Origin of the sequence: Aeromonas sp. Y318-1 (assembly GCF_027706125.1) — a bacterium.
Taxonomy (GTDB): domain Bacteria; phylum Pseudomonadota; class Gammaproteobacteria; order Enterobacterales; family Aeromonadaceae; genus Aeromonas; species Aeromonas hydrophila.
Genome location: NZ_JAPDCM010000008.1, coordinates 71,882 through 90,733, shown reverse-complemented (window position 1 = coordinate 90,733; position 18,852 = coordinate 71,882). Strand labels below are relative to the sequence as shown.

General features: G+C 63.4%; 20 protein-coding genes. 10 read left to right on the top strand and 10 right to left on the bottom strand.

All coding sequences use genetic code 11. From position 1 onward, the window contains the following. Positions 1-61: 61 nt before the first annotated feature. The 3 genes from OKB87_RS13265 to OKB87_RS13255 form a co-directional block, all read right to left on the bottom strand. Positions 62-976 carry a hypothetical protein gene (locus OKB87_RS13265; protein ID WP_270827706.1) on the bottom strand — a complete coding sequence of 305 codons (915 nt, stop codon included), beginning with the start codon at positions 974-976 and terminating at the stop codon, positions 62-64. Positions 977-1,072: 96 nt separating this feature from the next. Next, the gene (locus OKB87_RS13260; RefSeq protein ID WP_106551699.1) at positions 1,073-1,762 is read right to left on the bottom strand and encodes an LrgB family protein; all 690 of its coding nucleotides are present in this window, start codon (positions 1,760-1,762) and stop codon (positions 1,073-1,075) included. Further along, positions 1,755-2,156 carry a CidA/LrgA family protein gene (locus OKB87_RS13255; protein WP_011707491.1) on the bottom strand — a complete coding sequence of 134 codons (402 nt, stop codon included), beginning with the start codon at positions 2,154-2,156 and terminating at the stop codon, positions 1,755-1,757. The genes OKB87_RS13260 and OKB87_RS13255 overlap by 8 nt, the downstream gene beginning before the upstream one ends. 127 nt (positions 2,157-2,283) lie before the next feature. Between OKB87_RS13255 and OKB87_RS13250 the strand changes: the two genes are divergently transcribed. Next, a complete protein-coding gene (locus tag OKB87_RS13250; RefSeq protein WP_270827705.1) occupies positions 2,284-3,177 on the top strand; it encodes a LysR family transcriptional regulator in 894 nt (297 codons plus the stop codon). A 15-nt stretch (positions 3,178-3,192) separates the two neighbouring features. On the opposite strand, the gene pdxR is transcribed toward OKB87_RS13250, so the two are convergent. After that, entirely contained in the window at positions 3,193-4,620 is a 1,428-nt protein-coding gene (gene pdxR, locus OKB87_RS13245) for a MocR-like pyridoxine biosynthesis transcription factor PdxR (protein ID WP_270827704.1), read from the bottom strand. A 128-nt stretch (positions 4,621-4,748) separates the two neighbouring features. Here pdxR and OKB87_RS13240 point away from each other — a divergent pair, with 128 nt between their 5' ends. From OKB87_RS13240 to OKB87_RS13225, 4 genes are all read left to right on the top strand, one after another. Next, on the top strand, positions 4,749-5,216 hold the full coding sequence (locus tag OKB87_RS13240) for an OsmC family protein (protein WP_045788948.1): 468 nt from the start codon (positions 4,749-4,751) through the stop codon (positions 5,214-5,216). Between the two features lie 17 nt (positions 5,217-5,233). Next, positions 5,234-5,671, top strand: coding sequence for a rhodanese-like domain-containing protein (locus OKB87_RS13235; RefSeq protein WP_118880349.1), 438 nt, complete (start codon positions 5,234-5,236; stop codon positions 5,669-5,671). Further along, positions 5,661-6,383: a GNAT family N-acetyltransferase gene (locus tag OKB87_RS13230; protein ID WP_270827703.1), complete on the top strand. Its 723-nt coding sequence runs from the start codon at positions 5,661-5,663 to the stop codon at positions 6,381-6,383. Before OKB87_RS13235 ends, OKB87_RS13230 begins: the two co-directional genes overlap by 11 nt. 224 nt (positions 6,384-6,607) lie before the next feature. Further along, on the top strand, positions 6,608-7,870 hold the full coding sequence (locus OKB87_RS13225) for a DUF1479 domain-containing protein (protein WP_270827702.1): 1,263 nt from the start codon (positions 6,608-6,610) through the stop codon (positions 7,868-7,870). Positions 7,871-7,918: 48 nt separating this feature from the next. Here the strand turns inward: OKB87_RS13225 and ybaK are convergent, their stop codons facing one another. From ybaK to OKB87_RS13210, 3 genes are all read right to left on the bottom strand, one after another. Then, a complete protein-coding gene (gene ybaK / locus OKB87_RS13220) occupies positions 7,919-8,380 on the bottom strand; it encodes a Cys-tRNA(Pro) deacylase (RefSeq protein WP_029302130.1) in 462 nt (153 codons plus the stop codon). A 147-nt stretch (positions 8,381-8,527) separates the two neighbouring features. Next, positions 8,528-9,793, bottom strand: a complete 1,266-nt coding sequence (locus OKB87_RS13215) for an inorganic phosphate transporter (protein ID WP_016352095.1) — start codon at positions 9,791-9,793, stop codon at positions 8,528-8,530. Between the two features lie 23 nt (positions 9,794-9,816). Then, on the bottom strand, positions 9,817-10,497 hold the full coding sequence (locus OKB87_RS13210; protein WP_005305357.1) for a TIGR00153 family protein: 681 nt from the start codon (positions 10,495-10,497) through the stop codon (positions 9,817-9,819). A 169-nt stretch (positions 10,498-10,666) separates the two neighbouring features. Here OKB87_RS13210 and OKB87_RS13205 point away from each other — a divergent pair, with 169 nt between their 5' ends. Further along, positions 10,667-11,629 (top strand): CYTH domain-containing protein, encoded by a 963-nt coding sequence (locus OKB87_RS13205; protein WP_270827701.1) that lies wholly within the window; start codon positions 10,667-10,669, stop codon positions 11,627-11,629. A gap of 107 nt (positions 11,630-11,736) precedes the next feature. Here the strand turns inward: OKB87_RS13205 and OKB87_RS13200 are convergent, their stop codons facing one another. Together OKB87_RS13200 and lpxL are read right to left on the bottom strand one after the other, a co-directional pair. Then, complete coding sequence (locus OKB87_RS13200) at positions 11,737-12,204, bottom strand: energy transducer TonB (RefSeq protein ID WP_270827700.1); 468 nt, start codon at positions 12,202-12,204, stop codon at positions 11,737-11,739. A gap of 152 nt (positions 12,205-12,356) precedes the next feature. Next, on the bottom strand, positions 12,357-13,280 hold the full coding sequence (gene lpxL, locus OKB87_RS13195; protein ID WP_270827699.1) for an LpxL/LpxP family Kdo(2)-lipid IV(A) lauroyl/palmitoleoyl acyltransferase: 924 nt from the start codon (positions 13,278-13,280) through the stop codon (positions 12,357-12,359). Positions 13,281-13,594: 314 nt separating this feature from the next. Between lpxL and hldE the strand changes: the two genes are divergently transcribed. Continuing rightward, positions 13,595-15,022, top strand: coding sequence for a bifunctional D-glycero-beta-D-manno-heptose-7-phosphate kinase/D-glycero-beta-D-manno-heptose 1-phosphate adenylyltransferase HldE (gene hldE / locus OKB87_RS13190; protein WP_024943164.1), 1,428 nt, complete (start codon positions 13,595-13,597; stop codon positions 15,020-15,022). 150 nt (positions 15,023-15,172) lie between these two features. On the opposite strand, the gene tolC is transcribed toward hldE, so the two are convergent. Further along, positions 15,173-16,498 (bottom strand): outer membrane channel protein TolC, encoded by a 1,326-nt coding sequence (tolC, locus tag OKB87_RS13185; RefSeq protein ID WP_029302135.1) that lies wholly within the window; start codon positions 16,496-16,498, stop codon positions 15,173-15,175. 306 nt (positions 16,499-16,804) lie between these two features. Between tolC and nudF the strand changes: the two genes are divergently transcribed. The 3 genes from nudF (at position 16,805) to cpdA (ending at position 18,846) form a co-directional block, all read left to right on the top strand. Then, positions 16,805-17,446, top strand: a complete 642-nt coding sequence (gene nudF / locus OKB87_RS13180; RefSeq protein WP_016352088.1) for an ADP-ribose diphosphatase — start codon at positions 16,805-16,807, stop codon at positions 17,444-17,446. 108 nt (positions 17,447-17,554) lie between these two features. Next, positions 17,555-18,001, top strand: a complete 447-nt coding sequence (locus OKB87_RS13175) for a DUF1249 domain-containing protein (RefSeq protein WP_017409511.1) — start codon at positions 17,555-17,557, stop codon at positions 17,999-18,001. Positions 18,002-18,027: 26 nt separating this feature from the next. Next, entirely contained in the window at positions 18,028-18,846 is an 819-nt protein-coding gene (cpdA, locus tag OKB87_RS13170) for a 3',5'-cyclic-AMP phosphodiesterase (protein ID WP_011707475.1), read from the top strand. The last annotated feature ends 6 nt before the right edge of the window (positions 18,847-18,852 follow it).

Here is an 18,852-nt window from a genome sequence, read left to right as displayed (position 1 = left end):
AAGGGTGAGACTCCTCTGAGTGTAGTGGCTCTCCCCGGCGGTGAGCGGGGAGCCGCCAGAGTCACTGCTTGCCGCTGGCCGGCTCGCCGGGTCCGAAGCGCTGGGTGAGGGGATCGTAAAGGTAGGGCTGGTAATCGAAGTCGAGTCCCTGCAGCAAGGGGTTGTCCAGCCTGAACAGCAGCCGCTGGTCCAGCCTGGCGAAATCCAGCGCCGGCTTGAAGGTCTTGAGCCAGAGCGCCTGCAGTGAACCGTCCCGCCAGGCCAGTTGCAGACCGGCCTGGACCCGGCGAAGTGCGTGCTGGTTGTCCTTGTGGCTGTAGAAGAGGTGGATGAAGGGGTAGTAGAGCGCCAGATGCTGGTCGACCGTCAATTTTTGCAGATCTCGGTGCGTATCCAGCTCGGTCAGTAGCTCATTGGCTCCCCGGCAGAACAGATCCACCCGGCCGCGCACCACCAGCTTGAACAGCCGCTCGTATCCCTCCACCTCCTGTACCTTGAAACCGGCCCTGCGCAGTATGTCGGCATCTTGCCAGCCGCGGCCCTGGCCATGGCTGAACTGCTGCAGCTCGTGCAGGGTACGGACTTGGGCCACGGCCTGCTGCTGCTTGGGGCTGACGAAGCAGATGCGATAGCCGAGGATGCCGAGATCCACCGGAAAGCGGACGTAGTCGAGATCGTGGCTCCCCTCCGGGCGCGGGAAGCTGTCGATGGCCAGCAGGTTGGGATAGAGGTTGTACTGCAGCACCTGGCGCAGCCGGGTCCGGCTCATGGGCGGGGCCGGACGCAACTCGTAGTCGCCGAAGCTGTCGCGGGTCTTCTCCAGCGCCAGTTGCAGCAGCTGCTGGCCGTAGAGGGTGCGCAGGTCCCGCTCACTCTCCGGGCTGACGTGGGTCACTATGTCCAGGGCCGGCAGAAGGGGGGAGAAGAACAGGCTGCCGGCCAGCAGCCCGAGGATCATCACTCTGTGGTTCATCATACCGCTCACTGCTGTCACATTGAGTTGAGTGTAGCGGCTGTGGCGCCAAGGCTGGGGGCCTGGGCCCGGGAAACCCGGCTTTTACCGACGAGTTGGTTACCAGAACAGCTGGCCGAGCAGGGGCGCCAGCAGCACGGTCACCATGCCGGCGATCATCATCACCATGCTGGAGACTACCCCCTCCTCGTTGCCCATCTGATAGGCCTTGGCGGTGCCGGCGCCGTGGGCCGAGGCACCAAACCCGGCGCCCTTGCCGAGTCGGCTGCGAATGGCCAGCAGGGTGAGCACGCTCTCGCCGACCGCCATGCCGATGACGCCGGTCAGCACCACGAACAGGGCGGTGAGATCGGTCTGGCCGCCGATGGCGCGGGTCGCCTCCACCGCAAACGGGGTGGTGATGGAGCGCATCGCCAGACTGCGCTGCAGCATGTCGGAGAGATCGAGCCAGCGGGCCAGCAGCACGGTACTGCCCACCGCCATCACCACCGAGGCGACCACCCCTACCGACAGCGACAACCAGTGGCGGTGAATGAGCTGGCGGTTCTCGTAGACCGGCACCGCGAAGGCGACGGTGGCCGGCCCCAGCAGCCACAGCAGCCAGTGGGATTCGGCCATGTAGTCCTGATAGGGGATGTGGAACAGCATCACCACCGCCACCAGCAGGGTGGGGGCCAGCAGCAGCGGCATCAGGGGCAGGATGCGTTTCTTGCCGTAGAGCCACTTGCTGGCGTAGTAGAACAGCAGGGTGAGGGCGAAGCAGAGCAAGCCGAGCAGGGTATCAGACATGACGACGACTCCGGCGGGCCAGTTTCAACTCGAGGCGATAGACCCGGTCCACCACCAGCGCCGTGGTGCCGAGCACCAGTATGGTGCTGAGCAGCAGTACCACCATGATGCGCCACCCCTCCTGCAGCAGCAGATCCTGATAGTTGACCACCGCCACCACCGCCGGCACGAAGAACAGCAGCATCTCGGCCAGCAGCCAGCGGGCGCCGGCGCTGAACCAGTGGGTCTTGACCACGCCGAGCAGGATCAAGGCCAGCAGGGCCAGCATGCCGGTGAGGTTGGCAGGCAGCGGCAGATGGAAGGTACGTACCGCCAGATCGGCCAGCAGCCAGATGGCGGCCAGCAGGGCGATTTGGAAGGGGGTCTGGAACCAGCGAATACAGAGGGCTTTCATGATCTAGGTCTTTCTGTGAACTTGCTCACAGTATAGAGAGAGGCCAAACCTGCAAAAAATGAATTTAAATTATCAAAATCATGCCAAAGATGCATGATCAGGTTTTGCCGTCCACCAGGAGAGAGCCATGGACATCCGCGCCCTGCGTTACTTTGTCGAACTGGTGCGGGAACAGAGCTTCACCCGCGCCTCCGAGAAGCTGTTCGTCACCCAGCCCACCATCAGCAAGATGATCCGCAACATGGAGGAGGAGCTGGGTCAGCCCCTGCTGAGCCGCGCGGGGCGCCGCTTCACCCTGACCGACAGCGGCCGGGTGCTGTTCAACCGGGCCCAGACCATTCTGGCCGAGATGCAGCAGCTGGAGGCGGAGCTCGCCGATCTGCAGAGCCTGCAATTCGGCCGGCTGGCACTCGGCATTCCGCCCATGGTGGGCCACGTCTATGCCGATCTGATCCGTGCCTACCGCAGTCGCTACCCCAAGGTCGAGCTCTCCATCGTCGAGTACGGCGGCCGGCGCATTGAGCAGGCGGTGCTGGAAGGGGAGCTGGATCTCGCCATCACCATGCTGCCGACCAAGGAGGGGGGCGCCCTCAGTGCGCTGGAGCTGGACCAGTACCCGATCCAGGTGGTGCTGCCCGACCTGCCGCGCTGGCGCGATAGCCCTGACATCCGGCTGGAGGCGCTCTGCGACGAGCCCTTCTTGCTCTACACCCAGGCCTTCACCCTGAGCGAGCGGCTGGAGCAGGCGTGCCGAGTAGCCGGCTTCGAGCCCCAGGTGGCGGCGCGCAGCAGCCAGTGGGACTTTCTCACTGCCATGGTGCGCAGCGGCATGGGGGTCGCCTTTTTGCCTGAGCCCATCTGCCGGCGGCTGGCGCCGGACGGGCTGGTGTTGCGACCGCTGGTGCCCGAGCTGAGCTGGCGGCTCGGGGTGATCTGGCCGAGCGAGCGCTATCTCTCCCGCACCGCCGAGGCCTGGCTGGCGCTCTGCCGCGAGCAGGGGCAAACCGGCCCCCAAGGCTGAGCAGACGGGCCCCCTTCAGCGGGTAGCCAGCAGGCTGCCCAGCTGGCGGCAGAGACGGCGCAGGGCCTGGTTGTCGAGGGAGGCAAAGCCGAGCAGCCACCCCTCCTGCGTCGGTGGGCCCAGGTAGAACTGGCCGAGGGGGCGCAGCCCCAGCCCCTGTGCGTTGGCGGTCTCTGTCCAGCGTGCCTCGCCGCCGGGGGGCAGCAGCACGGCGCACTGCAGGCCGGCCCCGCTGTGAATGGGGGTGAGGGGGGGGCAGTGGCTGGCCAGCTCGGCCAACAGCAGGTCGCGGCGGCTCTGGTAGACCAGCCGGCTCTGGCGCAGGTGGGTGGCGAAGTGGCCGGCGCGGATGAAGTCGGCGGTGACCGCCTGCAGCAGCTGGTTGCTGTGGCCGTCGACCGCGGCCCGGGCCCGACAGAAGGACTCCATCAGTGGCCTGGGCAGCACCAGGTAGGCGAGGCGCAGCGAACCGAACAACACCTTGCTGAAGGTGCCCACGTAGAGCACCCGCCCCTGACTATCCAGCCCCTGCAGGGCGGGAAGCGGCCGCTGATCGTACTGGTACTCGCCGTCGTAGTCGTCTTCCAGGATCCAGGCGCCGTGCCGCTCGGCCTCGGCCAGCAGCGCCATCCGCCGCGGCAGGCTCATGGGCACGCCGAGCGGATACTGGTGGGCTGGCGTGGTGTAGATGAGCCGCGGCGCCGGGTGTTCCCCCTGCGGGTTGAGCCCCTCTCCATCCACCGGCACCGGGTGCACCCGGGCGCCGGCACTCTCCATGGCGGTGCGGGCCCCGGGGTAGCCGGGATCCTCCACCCAGACGGTATCGCCGGCATCGATCAGCAGTTGGGTCGCCAGCAGGATCCCCTGCTGGGAGCTGGTGAGGATCAGGATCTGGTCCGGCTCGCACACCACGCCGCGCGACTGTACCAGATAGCTGCTGATGGCACCGCGCAGCGCCTCCAGCCCCTGCGGCTCCCCGTAATTCATCCAGTCACCGGCGTGCCGGCGCCACTGCTGCTGCATCAACCGGCCCCACAGGGGCTGGGGGAAGAGGCGGGGATCCGGCTGGCTGGAGGCAAAGGAGCGGCCTACCTCGGGCACGTCGTGACAGGCGCCGCTGTCGGCCATCTCCTGGCCTCGGCGCGACAGACCGGCTGCCGACTGGGGCGGGCGAGGAGTCGGGGAGACCGCGGCCAGTGCCACGAAGCTGCCGGCCCCCACCTTGCGCACCAGATAACCCTCTGCCTCCAGCCGGCCATAGGCCTGCTCCACCGTGCTGCGGGAGACCCCCAGATCGGCGGCCAGCATGCGGCTGGCGGGCAGCCGGCTGTGCTGGGGCAGGTGGCCTGCCAGCATGGCCGAGCGCAGGGTGCGGACCAGCTGTTCGTGCAGCGGCAGATCGCTGGCTTGCTGGGTGGCAAACAGGGTGGGCAGGGCAGGCATGGGGATCTCCCGGGCACTAATTGGTCTGCTCATATTGGCAAAATTGGTCGGCGTGGCAAGGCCATTATGTCGCTACAGTGAGGCTCAAGGTTCGGGATTCACAACTATTGGCAATGAAAGGAGTCTGCATGTCGGAGTACAGCGCCACCATCAGCTGGCAGCGCGGGGCCAGCGAGCCCTTCGTCGATCAAGGGTACAGCCGGGCCCACTGGTGGGAGTTCGACGGCGGCGTCAGGGTGCCCGCCTCCTCGTCTCCCCACGTGGTGCCGCTGCCCTGGTCGGTGGCTGAAAACGTCGACCCGGAAGAGGCCTTCGTCGCGGCGATCTCCAGCTGCCACATGCTCACCTTCCTCTGGCTGGCGGCCAGGGCAGGCTATCTGGTGGAGAGCTACCGGGACGAGGCGGTGGGCATCATGGAAGCCAATGCCCGCGGTCGTCAGGCCATTACCCGGGTCACCCTGCAGCCGCTGGTGCAGTTCGGCGGTGAACGTCAGCCGGAGCTGGCCGCGCTGGAGCAGTTGCACCATCAGGCACACGAGGAGTGTTTCATCGCCAACTCGGTCACCACCGACATCACCACCCGGATCCGGGTTTGAGTACAAGGAGCGTCACTATGAGTCATGTATTGAGCAGCGGGTTGGCCAGTGCCGAACAAGCCCGCCTCTTCTTCGAGGCCCAGTTGGCCTTGCGCACCGACCCGGCGGATCTGGCCGCCGATCTGCTGGCCGGTGAAGAGCGGATCGTGGTCATCGACACCCGTTCTGCCGGTCACTATGCCGAGGGACACATCCCCGGCGCCATCAGCTTCCCCCACTCCACCATGAACCCGGCCACCACGGCCGCGCTGGCGCGGGACAAGGTCTATGTCTGCTATTGCGACGGCATCGGCTGCAACGGCTCGACCCGGGGCGCCTACAAGCTGGCGGCGCTCGGTTTTCAGGTCAAGGAGCTGATCGGCGGGCTGCACTGGTGGCGGCAGGACGGCTTTGCCGTCGCCACCGGTAGCGAAGCGGGCGTGCTGCAAACGGGGGGGATTGCCTGTGGCTGCTGATATCCATCTGAACGAGTTCGGCCAGCCGGTCGGTGCGCCGCTGCCCGACTGGCGAGGCGCCGAGTTTCCGCCCCGTCGCTCCCTCAACGGCTGGGGTTGCCGGCTGGAGCCGCTGGATCCTGAGCGACACGGCCCCGGCCTGTGGCAGTCCTTCAGCGCCGACAGTGGGGCCATGTGGACCTACCTGACCACAGGCCCATACGCAACAGAGGCGGACATGCTGGTCTGGCTGCGAGAGTGCGCCGCCAAGAGCGATCCCCAGTTCTACACCATCTTCGACCAGGATGGTGAACAGCCGCTGGGGCTGGCCAGCTACCTGCGCATCGACCCCCTGGCCGGCAGCATCGAGGTGGGTTGGCTGCACTTTTCCCCGGCCTTGCAGCGCTCGCGGCTGGCGACGGCGGCCATGGCGCTGATGATGGCCAATGCTTTTGCCCTCGGTTATCGGCGTTACGAATGGAAGTGCAATGCCTTCAACCAGCCCTCCTGGCAGGCGGCGCTGCGCCTTGGTTTCAGCTACGAGGGGACCTTTCGCCAGAGCCGGGTGGACAAGGGGCGCACGCGCGATACCGCCTGGTTCTCGGTGATCGACAGCGAGTGGCCGGCGCTGCAGACCTGCTTTGCGCGCTGGCTGGCGCCTGACAACTTCGATGCACAGGGGCACCAGCGCCTGCGCCTCTCGACCCTCACGGCCGCCTTGCGCGGCGCTTGAATAAACCAGGGCGGCCATGGCCGCCCTGTTGTTTTTGCCGTCTTTTCTGCTCGCTGCTGATCTTCCTTCGCTTCTCTCTCTGCACTGCTTCTTGGCTGCGCCTTCACTGCTCGAGTGCGGCGAGGATTGTATTAACATTTTTTTAATGTATCTTGTTTTTGAAATTAGATGTTATTTCGAACGAAATTTGCTTGCTGGCTTTCGTCCATTATCTAGGAGGCAAGATGAGCGTCAGCCATACCCAGTTGCCCGCCGATCACAAGGCGGCCATCCGTCAGATGAAACAAGCCCTGCGCGCACAACTCGGCGACGTGGAGGCTGTCTTTGCCGAGGTCAGCCGCCGCATCGAGGCGCGGGTGGCAGAGGTGGAGGCGTTGCGAGCCCGTGGTGAGCCGGTGTGGCCAGAGCTGGATTACCAGGCGCTGGCGGTGGGCCAGGTCGGCGAGGCCGAACGTGCAGCCATACGGCGGCGTGGCTGCCTGGTGATCCGCGGGCACTTTGCTCGCGAACGGGCGCTGGCCTGGGATCGCGACATGCTCGACTACCTGGATCTCAACCGTTTTGATGAGCTGTATCGCGGTCCCGGCGACAGTTTCTTCGGCTCCCTTGCCGCGTCGCGCCCCGAGATCTATCCCATCTACTGGTCACGGGCCCAGATGGAGGCGCGCCAGAGCGACGAGATGGCGACCGTGCAGTCGTTCCTGAACCGCCTGTGGCAGTTCGAGCGGCCGGATGGGACAAACTGGTTCGACCCGGACGTGAGCATCATCTATCCCGATCGCATTCGCCGCCGTCCGCCCGGTACCTGTTCTCGCGGGCTGGGTGCCCATACCGACTCGGGGGCCCTCGAGCGCTGGTTGCTGCCGGCCTACCAGCGGGTGTTTGCGCCGATTTTCCGGGGAGAGCTCGCCGCCTACGATCCCTGGGATGCGGCCCATCGCACCGAAGTCGAGGAGTACAGTGTGGAGAACACTACCAAGTGCTCGGTGTTTCGTACCTTCCAGGGGTGGACGGCGCTCTCCGACATGTTGCCGGGGCAGGGATTGCTGCACGTGGTGCCGATCCCCGAGGCGATGGCCTACGTGCTGCTGCGGCCGCTGCAGCCGGACGTGCCGGAGGATGAGTTGTGCGGTGTCGCGCCGGGCAAGGTGCTGCCGGTCTCCGAGACCTGGCACCCGCTGTTGCTGCGGGCGATGACCTCGATCCCGGCGGTGACGGCAGGGGATTCGGTCTGGTGGCACTGCGACCTGATCCACGGCGTGGCAGCGGTGGAGCAGCAGCAGGGGTGGGGCAACGTCATGTATATTCCGGCGGCGCCCCGTTGCGAGAAGAACATGGCCTATGCGCGCCTGGTGCGGCAGGCGCTGGAGCAGGGGACTTCGCCTGGCGACTTCCCCCGCGAAGATTACGAGGCTGGCTGGCAGGGGCGCTTCACCCTGGCCGATCTGAACGACCATGGCCGCCGCGCACTGGGCATGCTCCCGTAAACGAGACTGGCCGGGCGGGCCTGCGCAGTGGCAGGCCCGCTCACGCCTCTATTCCCCGATGGGGGCGGCGATCCACTTCATCAGGCGCAGCATGTCAGCGGGTGCCACCCCCACCGAGAGGCCGCGCTTGCCACCGCTCACCAGGATCTCGTCAAACTGCATGGCCGAGTCGTCGAGCACGGTGGGCAAGAGCTTCTTCTGGGCCAGCGGACTGATGCCGCCGACCTTGTAGCCGGTCAGCTTCTCCGCCTCCGCCGGCTTCATCATCTCCACCTTCTTGAGGCCGGTGGCCTTGGCCAGCTGCTTGAGGCTGCACAGGCCGGACGAGGGGACGATGGCCACCACCGCCTGCTTGTCGTGATGGGCGATCAGGGTCTTGAACACCTGGGCCTCCGGCAGGCCGAGCTGGGTCGCGGCATGCTTGCCGAAGTCGTCGTGGGCTTCGCACTCGTAGGGGTAGAGCTTGTGGGGGATCTTGAGCTTCTTCAGCAGGTTGATGGCTGGCGTCATGATGGGTGCCTTGAGTCGAAACAAGGCCAAACAGTCTGCGCCTGTGGGGCGGGTGATGCAAGTTGCTCGCGTCCCCAAGGTGTGGATGAGCGCGCCGAGATAAAAAAAGCCCGGGTCAATGACCCGGGCTTTTCATTGCAGCGCGCCTCAGGAGAAGCAGATCTGCAGCACGTAGAAGATGGCGATGGCAAGGATGGCGCCAGCGGGCAGGGTGATGACCCAGGAGACCACGATGTTGCGCAGCACGCCCAGGTTCAGCGCCGCTATGCCGCGCGCCAGACCCACGCCCATGACCGCACCGACCAGGGTCTGGGTGGTGGAGATGGGCAGACCGGTGCCGGAGGCGATCACCACGGTGGCGGCGGTGGCCAGCTGGGCGGCGAAGCCGCGGCTCGGGGTCAGGTGGGTGATGCCGGTACCGACGGTGGCCATTACCTTCTCGCCCATGGTGGCCAGACCGATGACGATGCCGATGCCGCCGAGCGGCAGGATCCACCAGGCGATGTGGGAGCTGCCGCCGATCTCGCCGCCGGCCGCGACTATGGAGGCGACCGCGGAGAGCGGACCGATGGCGTTGGCCACGTCGTTGGAGCCGTGGGCAAAGGCCATGGCACAGGCGGTGATGATCATCAGGATGCCGAACACTTTCTCCACGTTGGCGAAGTGCATCTTGCTGTCATCCTGCGGGTTGTACTGCTGGCCACGAATGTAGAGCCAGCCGGCAAACGCCACCGCGATGGAGATGGCGATGGAGAGCAGGATGCCCTCGCCATCGGTCAGGTGCAGACCGACGTGGGTCAGCCCCTTCTTGATGGTCACCAGGCAGATCACCAGCGCGGTCAGGAACATGTAGAAGGGCACGTAGCGCTTGGCGTTGTTCAGCGGATCATCGGTGTTGAAGATGAGCTTCTGCACGCTGATGAACATGAAGTAGGCGATGACGCCGGATATGGCCGGAGTGATGATCCAGGAGCCGACGATGCCGCCGAACTTGCTCCACTGCACCGCTTCCGGGCCAATGCTCACCACGGCGAAACCGACGATGGCGCCGATGATGGAGTGGGTGGTGGAGACGGGCCAGCCGAAGTAAGAGGCCAGGATCAACCAGGCGCCGGCGGCCAGCAGGGAGGCGATCATGCCGAGCACCAGCAGATCCGGCGTATCGGCAAAGGCGTTGCTGTCGATGATGCCGTTGCGGATGGTAGCGGTCACTTCGCCGCCGGCCAGATAGGCACCGGCAAACTCGAAGATCATGGCGATGATGATGGCCTGACGGATGGTCAGGGATTTGGTGCCGACCGACGTGCCCATGGCGTTGGCGACGTCATTCGCGCCGATACCCCAGGCCATCAAAAAGCCGAACAAGGCCGCCACGAGCACCAGGGTGGTGCCGTAATTCGCGATAATGTCCATTCAGTGTTTACCCAGTCAGTCGATTACGAACGAGCCAGCATCAGTTCCAGACGGGCGCCAACGCGCTCGGCCTGATCTGCCAGGTCACCTACCCATTCGAGGATCTTGTAGAGGAACATAACGTCGATCGGATTGTATTTCTGCTCAACGGCTTGCAGCTGTTGGCGCAGCCCGATCTGCATGGTGTCAGTATCGTCCTCGATAAGATCCAGCTGGTGGATCATCTCGGCAACCATTTCAACTTCACGTCCTTTAAAGCCGGTTTCGAGCAGCTCATCGAGTTCTCCGATGGCTTTCTCGGCTTGGGCGGTCGCATCGATACAGCGTTTGAGATAGGCCATGAAATCGGCACGCATCTCGGAGGGGAATTCCATTTTGCGGCCAAGCATGCGGCCGGAAATATCCTTGGCACGGTTGGCAATCTTGTCCTGCTGGGTCAGCAGTTCGAGCAGGTCGGTACGGGCAACCGGCAGGAACAGGCCGCGAGGCAGCTTCAGACGAATTTCACGCTTGAGGATGTCTGCTTCTTTTTCCAGCTGGGCAATCTGCTGCCGGATCTTCTCGGCATCTTCCCAACGGTCTTCGGCAACGGCATCAAAGAAGGGGACCAACTGCTGGGAGCACTGGTGAACCTTGACGATATGCTTCTGCAGCGGCTTGATGGGGGACTTGGCAAAAAGCCCCAAAATAGTATTTACTGGCATGGCCAAACCTGTGTCGGTGAAAAAACACTCGATACGATTTTATGAGGGGCGCATGGTAACCGAACTGCGCCATCAATAAAACCGTGAATTAATCCTGATGTATCGCAGGCATTATATCCTCGCGCTTAGCATCACGCCCCCCAAAGTTGCCTGCCAGCCCGGAATGACTATGCAAACTGAGATCGAGATAAAGTTTTTTGTCTCCCGAGATATTCGACAGCCTTTTTTCAACCTTCTGAATTCACTGGAAATTATATCCAACTCTCAAGCCGAGCTCGGCAATGTCTATTTTGATACGCCAGCGCTGGGTTTGCGCCGCCTGGAGATGGGATTGCGGATCCGTCGCAGCGATGATTTCGCCGAGCAGACGATTAAATGTCGGGGCCAGGCGGTGGGCGGATTGCATGCCAGACCTGAATACAATGCTCCGGTCGCTGGCGATATGCCCGCGCTTGACGCTTTTCCTGACGAGATTTGGCCGAGTCTTTCCGCTCGCGATGCAATCCAGGGAGCCCTGGTGGCCCAGTTTCGTACCGACTTCCAGCGTCGCCACTGGTTGATCGCCTTCGAGGGAGCCGAAATTGAGCTGGCCTGGGATCAAGGGGAGATCGTCGGCGTGCTCGGCAAGAGTCGCATCGACGAGCTTGAGCTTGAGCTCAAATCCGGCGAGGCGAGTGCCCTGTTCGGCTTGGCAGAGCAGTTGGCCGGGCTTGGCGGCCTGCGGCTCGGGGCTCAGTCCAAGGCCCTGCGTGGTTATCGGCTGGCTGGGCTCGGCAAGCCACTGGGACTGCAAGCCTTGCCGACGCTGACCGACCTGAGTGCGGCCGAGCGTATCGCTCTCGGCCTGCAGCACTGGCAGCACCACGAGCAGTATTGGCTGGAACAGACGAGCGCCGAGGCGCAGGGGTTGGCGTTGCAGCAGCTGCGCCTGGGCATGGACCTGATTGCCGAGGCGGCTGGCAGGTTGCCGGCAGCGGACTGGCTGGTGGAGCTAACCTGGTTCGGGCCGCGGCTGGCCTCGGTCGCCGGACAGGCCGACTGGCAGCAGGCGTTGCCGGCCCTGTTCCTTCAGGCCGACTATGTGCGCCTGCAACTGGCCATCGCCGCCTGGTTGCACCGGCAAGGGGGATGAGCCGCGCGCCGCGGCGGTTGCAATTCAAAAAGGTGAGCCTGGCTCACCTTTTTCTTTAGCTGTCGATGGGGCCAGCGGGGCTGGCATTGTAGGCCTGCACGGCTGAGTCAGACCTGGGTGTAGACCAGTCCGGTGCTGCGCACCACGTCTTCCCCCTGGCAGCGCAGTTCCAGTTCACTGGTGTCGCAGGGCTGGCCGTTGTGCTCGATGCAAAATTCGAAGCGGGTACGGGATTTTACCGGAATGTGCTGCGAGTTGGTGGGGGTGGCCTGCCATTGCCACTGCTGCAGCACGGCGATGGCGGCGTCGCTGAACTGCGGGTCGCTGCTGTCCAGCACCCGGATCTGTTCGGCCCGTCCCGCCGGGTTGATCACGTACTCGAGCGAGCTGCAACCGGTCTGCCCGGCCAGGATGGCCTCTTTGGGGTAGCGGGACTCCATCCGGGTGAGCGGGCTCCACTGGGCGTTCACTTCCTTGAGATCGCTTAAGGGGAGGGAGGTCAGATGGACGTTGTGGGTCTGCTGGCTGCAGCCGGTCAATGCGCACAGGGCGCCCAGCAAAAGAGTGGCTTTCATGTTCGCTTCCCTTCGTTATTGGTATTGCTGGCGGGCCGGGGCCCGCCGCTCGGCAGGGCCATTAATAAAATATTCAGCCACGAATGAAAACCCTTTACCGGCGACAGGCCAGAAAAAACCGCCTTTCGGCGGCTTTTTCGGTTTTTTCCCACTCAGTAATAGCCCGCATCATCCGGGTTGGGTCTGGTCTTGAAGCGGCGATGCAGCCACATGTACTGTTCCGGCGCCTTGCGCACGGCGGCTTCTATCTCGCGGTTGGCGCGGGTCGCATCGACCAGGTCGTCACCGCTGGGATAGTCGGCGAGCGGCGCCCCGATATGTAGGGTGTAACCCTCGCTGGTGCGAATGTTGTAGCAGGGCAGGGTGACGGTATTTTTCACTCGCGCCAGGGTGGCGGTGCCGGTGATGGTGGCTGCCTGCTCGACCGCGAAGTAGGGCACGAACACGCTGGCATGGCTGCCGTAGTCATGATCCGGCGCATACCAGAGCGCATCGCCGTTGCGCAGCGCCTTGATCATCCCTTTCACGTCCATCCGGTCCACCAGGTATCTGTTGGAGGCGCAGCGGCCGTGGTACTGGGCATACTCCAGCACCGGGTTGGTGTTGGGACGGTAGACGCCGACCCCGGGCCGTACCAGGCCGAAGCAGCGGGCATTGAGCTCCAGCGTGAGAAAGTGGCAGGAGAGCAGCAGCATGCCCTGACCCTTCTCCATGGCGGCGATGACGTGCTCTTCCCCTTCCACTTTCATCAGGTTGCGCATCCGCCAGTCTGGCCAGAACCAGGCCATGCCGACTTCGAAGATGGCGCAGCCCACGCTCTCGAAATTCTGCTTGAGCAGTTTCTCGCGCTCATCCTTGGTCAGCTCGGGCATCGCCAGTTCCAGATTGCGGCGGGCAATCTTGACGCGGGATTTCAGCAGCTTGCGGGCCAGACTGCCGAGCTGGCGTCCCAGCCACATCTGGCTGCGCCAGGGCAACAGCACCAGCAGCCAGAGCAGGCTGAGGCCGAACCAGCTGGCCCAGTAGCGGGGATGAAACAGGCGGGGTTCGAGGCGGGGAGCATTGTCGTGGGCCATGAAAAGTCTCTTGTTCGCAATCGCCATGCACCGGGCAAGCCCGGTCGAATAAGGGGAGGCGATAAAGGCACGTGGGGATCCTGAACGGATCGTTTTATTCGCAAGCGGGGATTCTAGCCGAAAAGCGGGGTCGGGGGCGAATGGCTATGTGCTGGTCAGAGGGGCTGCTTGCGGCTTCTCCGCGAGGCGCGAACTGTAACTACGGGTTTCCTTCCGCATTCTTAATGGAAACCGCAGGTTTGCTTTTTCTCCCTCAAATAAAAGAGTGTGATAAAATCGGCGACTGATTTTTCAGGTTTTGAGAGTCGATACAGATGAAGATCACCCTGCCCGAGTTTGAAAAAGCCCGCGTTCTGGTCGTTGGCGATGTCATGTTGGACCGTTATTGGCATGGCCCCACCGGCCGGATCTCGCCCGAGGCACCGGTGCCCGTGGTCAAGGTTGAACACATTGAGGAGCGCCCGGGTGGCGCCGCCAACGTGGCGCTCAACTCCGCCGCGCTGGGCGCCCATGCCGTGCTGCTGGGTCTGACCGGTCAGGATGAGGCCGCCGATGCCCTGGCTGGCCAGATGGCCGGCGTCAAGGTCGCCTGTGACTTCGTTCGTCTGGCCGACTACCCGACAATCACCAAGCTGCGCGTGCTGTCGCGCAACCAGCAGCTGCTGCGTCTGGACTTTGAAGAGGCCTTCCACGATGTGGACTCCACCCTGCTGATGGGCAAGGTCGAGCAGGCGCTGCCGCACAGCGACGTGATGATCCTCTCCGACTACGGCAAGGGCGCCCTCAACGACGTGCCCGGCATGATCCAGCGCGCCCGCGCCGCCGGGATCCCGGTGCTGGTCGATCCCAAGGGGACCGATTTCGAGAAGTACCGCGGCGCCACCCTGCTGACCCCCAACATGTCCGAGTTCGAGGCCGTGGTGGGCAAGGTGAAGAGCGAAGAGGAGCTGGTTGCCAAGGGGCTGGAGCTGGTCAAGCGCTTCGAGCTGGAGGCCCTGCTGGTCACCCGTTCCGAGAACGGCATGACCCTGATCCGTGAAGGCCAACCCGAGCTGCACCTGCCGGCCCAGGCCCACGAGGTGTATGACGTGACCGGTGCCGGTGATACCGTCATCTCCACCCTGGCCACCTCGCTGGCCGCCGGCAAGAGCCTGGACGAAGCCTGTGCCCTGGCCAACACCGCCGCCGGCATCGTAGTCGGCAAGCTGGGGACCTCCACCGTCAGCCCGGTCGAGCTGGCCAACGCCCTCTACACCGAGCAGGAGACCGGCTTTGGCGTCATGTCCGAAGCACAGCTCAAGATTGCCGTGCAGGCCGCCCGTCTGCGTGGCGAGAAGGTGGTGATGACCAACGGCTGCTTCGACATCCTGCACGCTGGTCACGTCTCCTACCTGGCCAATGCCGGCAAGCTGGGGGATCGCCTGATCGTGGCGGTCAACACCGACGAGTCGGTGCGCCGCCTCAAGGGGCCGGGTCGTCCGGTCAATCCGACCGAGCGCCGGATGGCCGTGCTGGCCGCACTGGGTGCCGTGGACTGGGTGGTTCCCTTTTCCGAGGATACCCCGCAGCGGCTGATCGCCGAGGTGCTGCCGGACCTGCTGGTCAAGGGCGGCGACTACAAGCCGGAAGAGATTGCCGGCTACGCCGAGGTGACCGCCAACGGCGGCGAGGTGAGGGTCCTCAACTTCGAGGATGGCTGCTCCACCAGCGACATCATCAAGACCATCCGCGAACGCGGCTAAGCGCAAAACCCGGCCAAGGCCGGGTTTTTTGATGGGGCTGCCGGGCCGGCGACATGATGTTGCCTGGTAGGCCCGGCCAACGCACTCTTGGCGGCGAACAGACATGAAAAAGGCGACCCTCTGGTCGCCTTTTTGTCGTCATGAACCGGATCAGGACTTGTTCTTGGCCTGAGCGGCGGGCATCAGCCCCTGGTTCACGTCTTCCAGATCCTTCTGTTCCAGCGTGCCGGCGGCCTGCTTGAGGGAGAGGATGCTGAGGATGTAGTTGTAGCGGGCCTCGGAGAGCTTCTGCTTGGCTTGGTACAGCTTGCGGGTGGAGTCCAGCACGTCGACGATGGTACGGGTACCCACTTCGTAACCGGCCTCGGTCGCCTTGAGGGCGCTGTCGGCGGAGATAACCGACTGGCCGTAGGCGCGCACCGAGCCGATGCTGGCGTTCACGTTGTTGTAGGAGGAGCGTACCGTGCTCTGCACGTTGCGGAAGCTGCGCTCCAGCTGTTCGCTGGCGGCCACGTAGTTGAACTGGGACTGTTTGACCTGGGAGGTGGTTGCCCCGCCGCTGTAGAGCGGCAGTTTGAAGTTCAGACCGATGTTGGCCTGGTTGGCGTTGCTCTCCGGGTTGCGGATCTCGTCCTTGTAGTCGCTGTAGGTGCTGGAGAGGCCGGCGCCCAGATCCAGGGTCGGCTCATGACCGGTCTTGGCCAGATCGATCTGCTCCTTGGCGATGTCCTTGCCGATGCGGGCACTGTGCAGTTGCAGGTTCTTGTCCAGCGCCAGCTCCAGCCACTTGTCGGAGTTGAACGGAGTCTTCTGCGGGCTGAAGCGCTCGGTGTTGAGCACGTCCAGCTGACGGTGGTCGATACCGGTCAGCTCGCGCAGGCTCTCGTAGCTGTTGTCCAGGGTGTTCTCGGCGTTGATCTCGTCCGCCAGCGCCTGATCGCGCTCGGCCTCGGCTTCGTGCACGTCGGTGATGGCGGTCAGGCCCACTTCGAAGCGCTGCTGGGTCTGTTCCAGCTGGCGTTCCACCGCGGCCTTGTTGGCGCGCACAAACTCCAGGGTATCCATCGCCTTGAGCACGTCGAAATAGGCCTGGGCGGTACGCAGCATCAGGTTCTGGATTTCGAGGTTGTAGGTCACGTCGGACTGGGTGGCGCTCTTCTCGGTCAGGCTCAGGTTGACCCAGTTGCTGCGGCGGTAGATGGATTGGTCCAGCGACAGGGAACCGGTGGCGTTGCTGTTGGTCTGGGTATCACCCTTGTTCTGCAGGTAGTTCAGACCGGCGCCCAGGTTGATCTGCGGCAAGAGGGCGGCGCGGGATTCGTTGATCTTCTCGAAGGCCTGGTCACGCTTGGCTTTGGATTCCAGCAGCTGGGTGTCCTTGATCTGGGCCTGTTGGTAGATATCGAGCAGGTTTTCGGCATGGGCGCCGGCGCTGACGCCCAGCAACACCATGGCTGACAAGAGTGTTCTTTTCATAGATCGTTTTAACCTTATGTATTAACCCAAAGCTGTCGCTGGATGAAGGAGGGGTATTGTCACTGAGCAAGCTTGATTTCAGCTTAATCACTCTACTATAAGCAAAATTTTATGATAACTGTCTCTTTTCCAGCGACAGGAACGTCAAGAACGAGGGTGAGTTTTCTCCCCCTCGTGCCTAGCCAAATGCCCTGTGGCTGCTAAAATCCATCCCTCATCTCCGACGGGAGCGAGTGAATGAATGTTCATTCATATTCCCGGATTTTATGGTCTAACCGAGCCAAGTCAAGCTGGCGGGAGTCTCGTATGTCGCAGCAAGCCTTGCCCCAAACCCGTCACTACTCTGCCGATGACGTAAAAATCATCGATAAATCAGCAGGATATAACGGGTTCTTCAAAGTGAACGTCTATCGTCTGCAGCACAGGTTATTTGCAGGGGGCTGGAACGAGCCCATCGTCCGCGAGCTGTTCGAGCGCGGCCATGCCGCCGCCCTGCTGCCCTACGACCCGGTACGCGACCAGATCGTGCTGGTGGAGCAGTTTCGCATCGGCGCCATCGAGACCAGCGCCACCCCCTGGCTGCTGGAGCTGGTGGCCGGCATCATAGACCCGGGTGAGGTCGCTGAAGAGGTGGTGCGGCGCGAAGCGGTGGAAGAGGCGGGCATCGAGGTCGGCCGCTGCGAGCACGCCATCAGCTATCTGGTGAGCCCGGGTGGCAGCACGGAGCGGATCGAGGTTTACGTGGGCGAGGTGGATGCCAGCAAGGCCGAGGGGATCCACGGTCTGGCGGAAGAGGGGGAAGACATCCGGGTTCACGTGGTGAGCCGCGAGCAGGCCTATGCCTGGCTCAAAGAGGGGCGCATCGACAACGCCGCCTCCGTCATCGCCTTGCAGTGGCTGGCTCTCAATCACGGCGAGCTGCGTGCCCGCTGGCTGGCGGGGCGCTAAGGTGGCGCTCGTTCATACCCAGGCCAAGCGCTATGTGCCTGATTTGATGTCCTTGCAGCGTACTTGTGAGGTCAACTATCCATGTGCTCGGATTGATGGAGCTGAGAAATGTCGTTAGTCCAGAGCCCGATGAAGCGCTATGTGCCTGATTTGATGTCCCTGCAGCGTACCTGCGAGGTCAACTACATGACCCTGATGAAACTACTGCCCCCGGGCGGCAGTGTAGGGGCCGAACGCCGCTATCAGGTAGGCAACGGCCTGCAATTCCAGCTCACGGTGAGCGAGGAGAGTCGCTTCACCAGCCAGGTGATCCTGGCCCAGCACAACCCGGAATTGCCAAGTTATTTGCAGGCCCGGATAGAGATTCGTTTGTACCATGACGTGCGGATGGCGGAAGTGTGTGCGGCGCAACAGATTTCAAGGTTGCAACCACGTTATGATTATCCCAATAAAAATATGCACCAGCGGGATGAAAAGGAGCAGGTAAACCTGTTTCTGGCCGATTGGCTAAAATTTTGTCTCAGACATGGTACCAGCCTGATAAACATCCTCTAGTTGAACTCATAAAAAGAAGCGTGATTTTGGAAACAGAGCTACCCCAGGCGCAGGACGGCAGTGTGCGCCTGTTGCAAATTACCGACACCCACCTCTTCGCGAGTGCCGAGGGGCGGCTATTGGCCGTGCGCACAGCCGAGAGCCTGGCTGCCGTGCTGGAACGGGTGCAGGCCAATGACCATCCGTTCGATCTGATCCTCGCCACCGGGGATCTCTCCCAGGATCACAGTCCGGAGTCCTACCAGCGCTTCGCCTCCATGATGGCGCCGCTGGCGCGCCCCATCTACTGGCTGCCCGGCAACCACGATGACGGCCCCCTGATGACCGAATACCTGCACGCGGCCGGCATCAGCGAGGCCAAGCAGCTGGTAGGCGAGCACTGGCAGGTGATCCTGCTGGATACCCAGGTGCGCGGCAAACCTCACGGGGTGCTGGGGGATCACCAGCTGGCGGCGCTGGATCAGGCACTGCGCCAGCATCCCGAGCGCCATGCCCTGATCGCCCTGCACCATCAGGCGGTGCCGGTGGGTTGTGCCTGGCTCGATCAGCACAATCTCAAGAATGCCGACGACCTGTTTGCCGTGCTGGCCCGCCACCCGCAGCAGAAGACCATATTGTTCGGCCACGTCCACCAGGAGTTTGACGAGGTGCACCGCGGGGTGCGGCTGATCGCCAGCCCCTCCACCTGCATCCAGTTCAAACCGCTCTCCGATGGCTTCGCGCTGGACGAATCCGGCCCGGGCTGGCGCTACCTCACCCTCTACCCGGATGGCCGCATCGCCAGCCAGGTGTGGCGTCTGCCGGTGGGGCAGTTCGTGCCCGACCCCAATGCCACCGGTTATTGAGGAGTC

What these genes read in the sequence shown, in the direction of transcription:
- OKB87_RS13265 (WP_270827706.1), bottom strand. Translation starts at nt 976, where the DNA reads ATGATGAACCACAGAGTGATGATCCTCGGGCTGCTGGCCGGCAGCCTG.
- OKB87_RS13260 (WP_106551699.1), bottom strand. Translation starts at nt 1,762, where the DNA reads ATGTCTGATACCCTGCTCGGCTTGCTCTGCTTCGCCCTCACCCTGCTG.
- OKB87_RS13255 (WP_011707491.1), bottom strand. Translation starts at nt 2,156, where the DNA reads ATGAAAGCCCTCTGTATTCGCTGGTTCCAGACCCCCTTCCAAATCGCC.
- OKB87_RS13250 (WP_270827705.1), top strand. Translation starts at nt 2,284, where the DNA reads ATGGACATCCGCGCCCTGCGTTACTTTGTCGAACTGGTGCGGGAACAG.
- pdxR (WP_270827704.1), bottom strand. Translation starts at nt 4,620, where the DNA reads ATGCCTGCCCTGCCCACCCTGTTTGCCACCCAGCAAGCCAGCGATCTG.
- OKB87_RS13240 (WP_045788948.1), top strand. Translation starts at nt 4,749, where the DNA reads ATGTCGGAGTACAGCGCCACCATCAGCTGGCAGCGCGGGGCCAGCGAG.
- OKB87_RS13235 (WP_118880349.1), top strand. Translation starts at nt 5,234, where the DNA reads ATGAGTCATGTATTGAGCAGCGGGTTGGCCAGTGCCGAACAAGCCCGC.
- OKB87_RS13225 (WP_270827702.1), top strand. Translation starts at nt 6,608, where the DNA reads ATGAGCGTCAGCCATACCCAGTTGCCCGCCGATCACAAGGCGGCCATC.
- ybaK (WP_029302130.1), bottom strand. Translation starts at nt 8,380, where the DNA reads ATGACGCCAGCCATCAACCTGCTGAAGAAGCTCAAGATCCCCCACAAG.
- OKB87_RS13215 (WP_016352095.1), bottom strand. Translation starts at nt 9,793, where the DNA reads ATGGACATTATCGCGAATTACGGCACCACCCTGGTGCTCGTGGCGGCC.
- OKB87_RS13210 (WP_005305357.1), bottom strand. Translation starts at nt 10,497, where the DNA reads ATGCCAGTAAATACTATTTTGGGGCTTTTTGCCAAGTCCCCCATCAAG.
- OKB87_RS13205 (WP_270827701.1), top strand. Translation starts at nt 10,667, where the DNA reads ATGCAAACTGAGATCGAGATAAAGTTTTTTGTCTCCCGAGATATTCGA.
- OKB87_RS13200 (WP_270827700.1), bottom strand. Translation starts at nt 12,204, where the DNA reads ATGAAAGCCACTCTTTTGCTGGGCGCCCTGTGCGCATTGACCGGCTGC.
- lpxL (WP_270827699.1), bottom strand. Translation starts at nt 13,280, where the DNA reads ATGGCCCACGACAATGCTCCCCGCCTCGAACCCCGCCTGTTTCATCCC.
- hldE (WP_024943164.1), top strand. Translation starts at nt 13,595, where the DNA reads ATGAAGATCACCCTGCCCGAGTTTGAAAAAGCCCGCGTTCTGGTCGTT.
- tolC (WP_029302135.1), bottom strand. Translation starts at nt 16,498, where the DNA reads ATGAAAAGAACACTCTTGTCAGCCATGGTGTTGCTGGGCGTCAGCGCC.
- nudF (WP_016352088.1), top strand. Translation starts at nt 16,805, where the DNA reads ATGTCGCAGCAAGCCTTGCCCCAAACCCGTCACTACTCTGCCGATGAC.
- OKB87_RS13175 (WP_017409511.1), top strand. Translation starts at nt 17,555, where the DNA reads ATGTCGTTAGTCCAGAGCCCGATGAAGCGCTATGTGCCTGATTTGATG.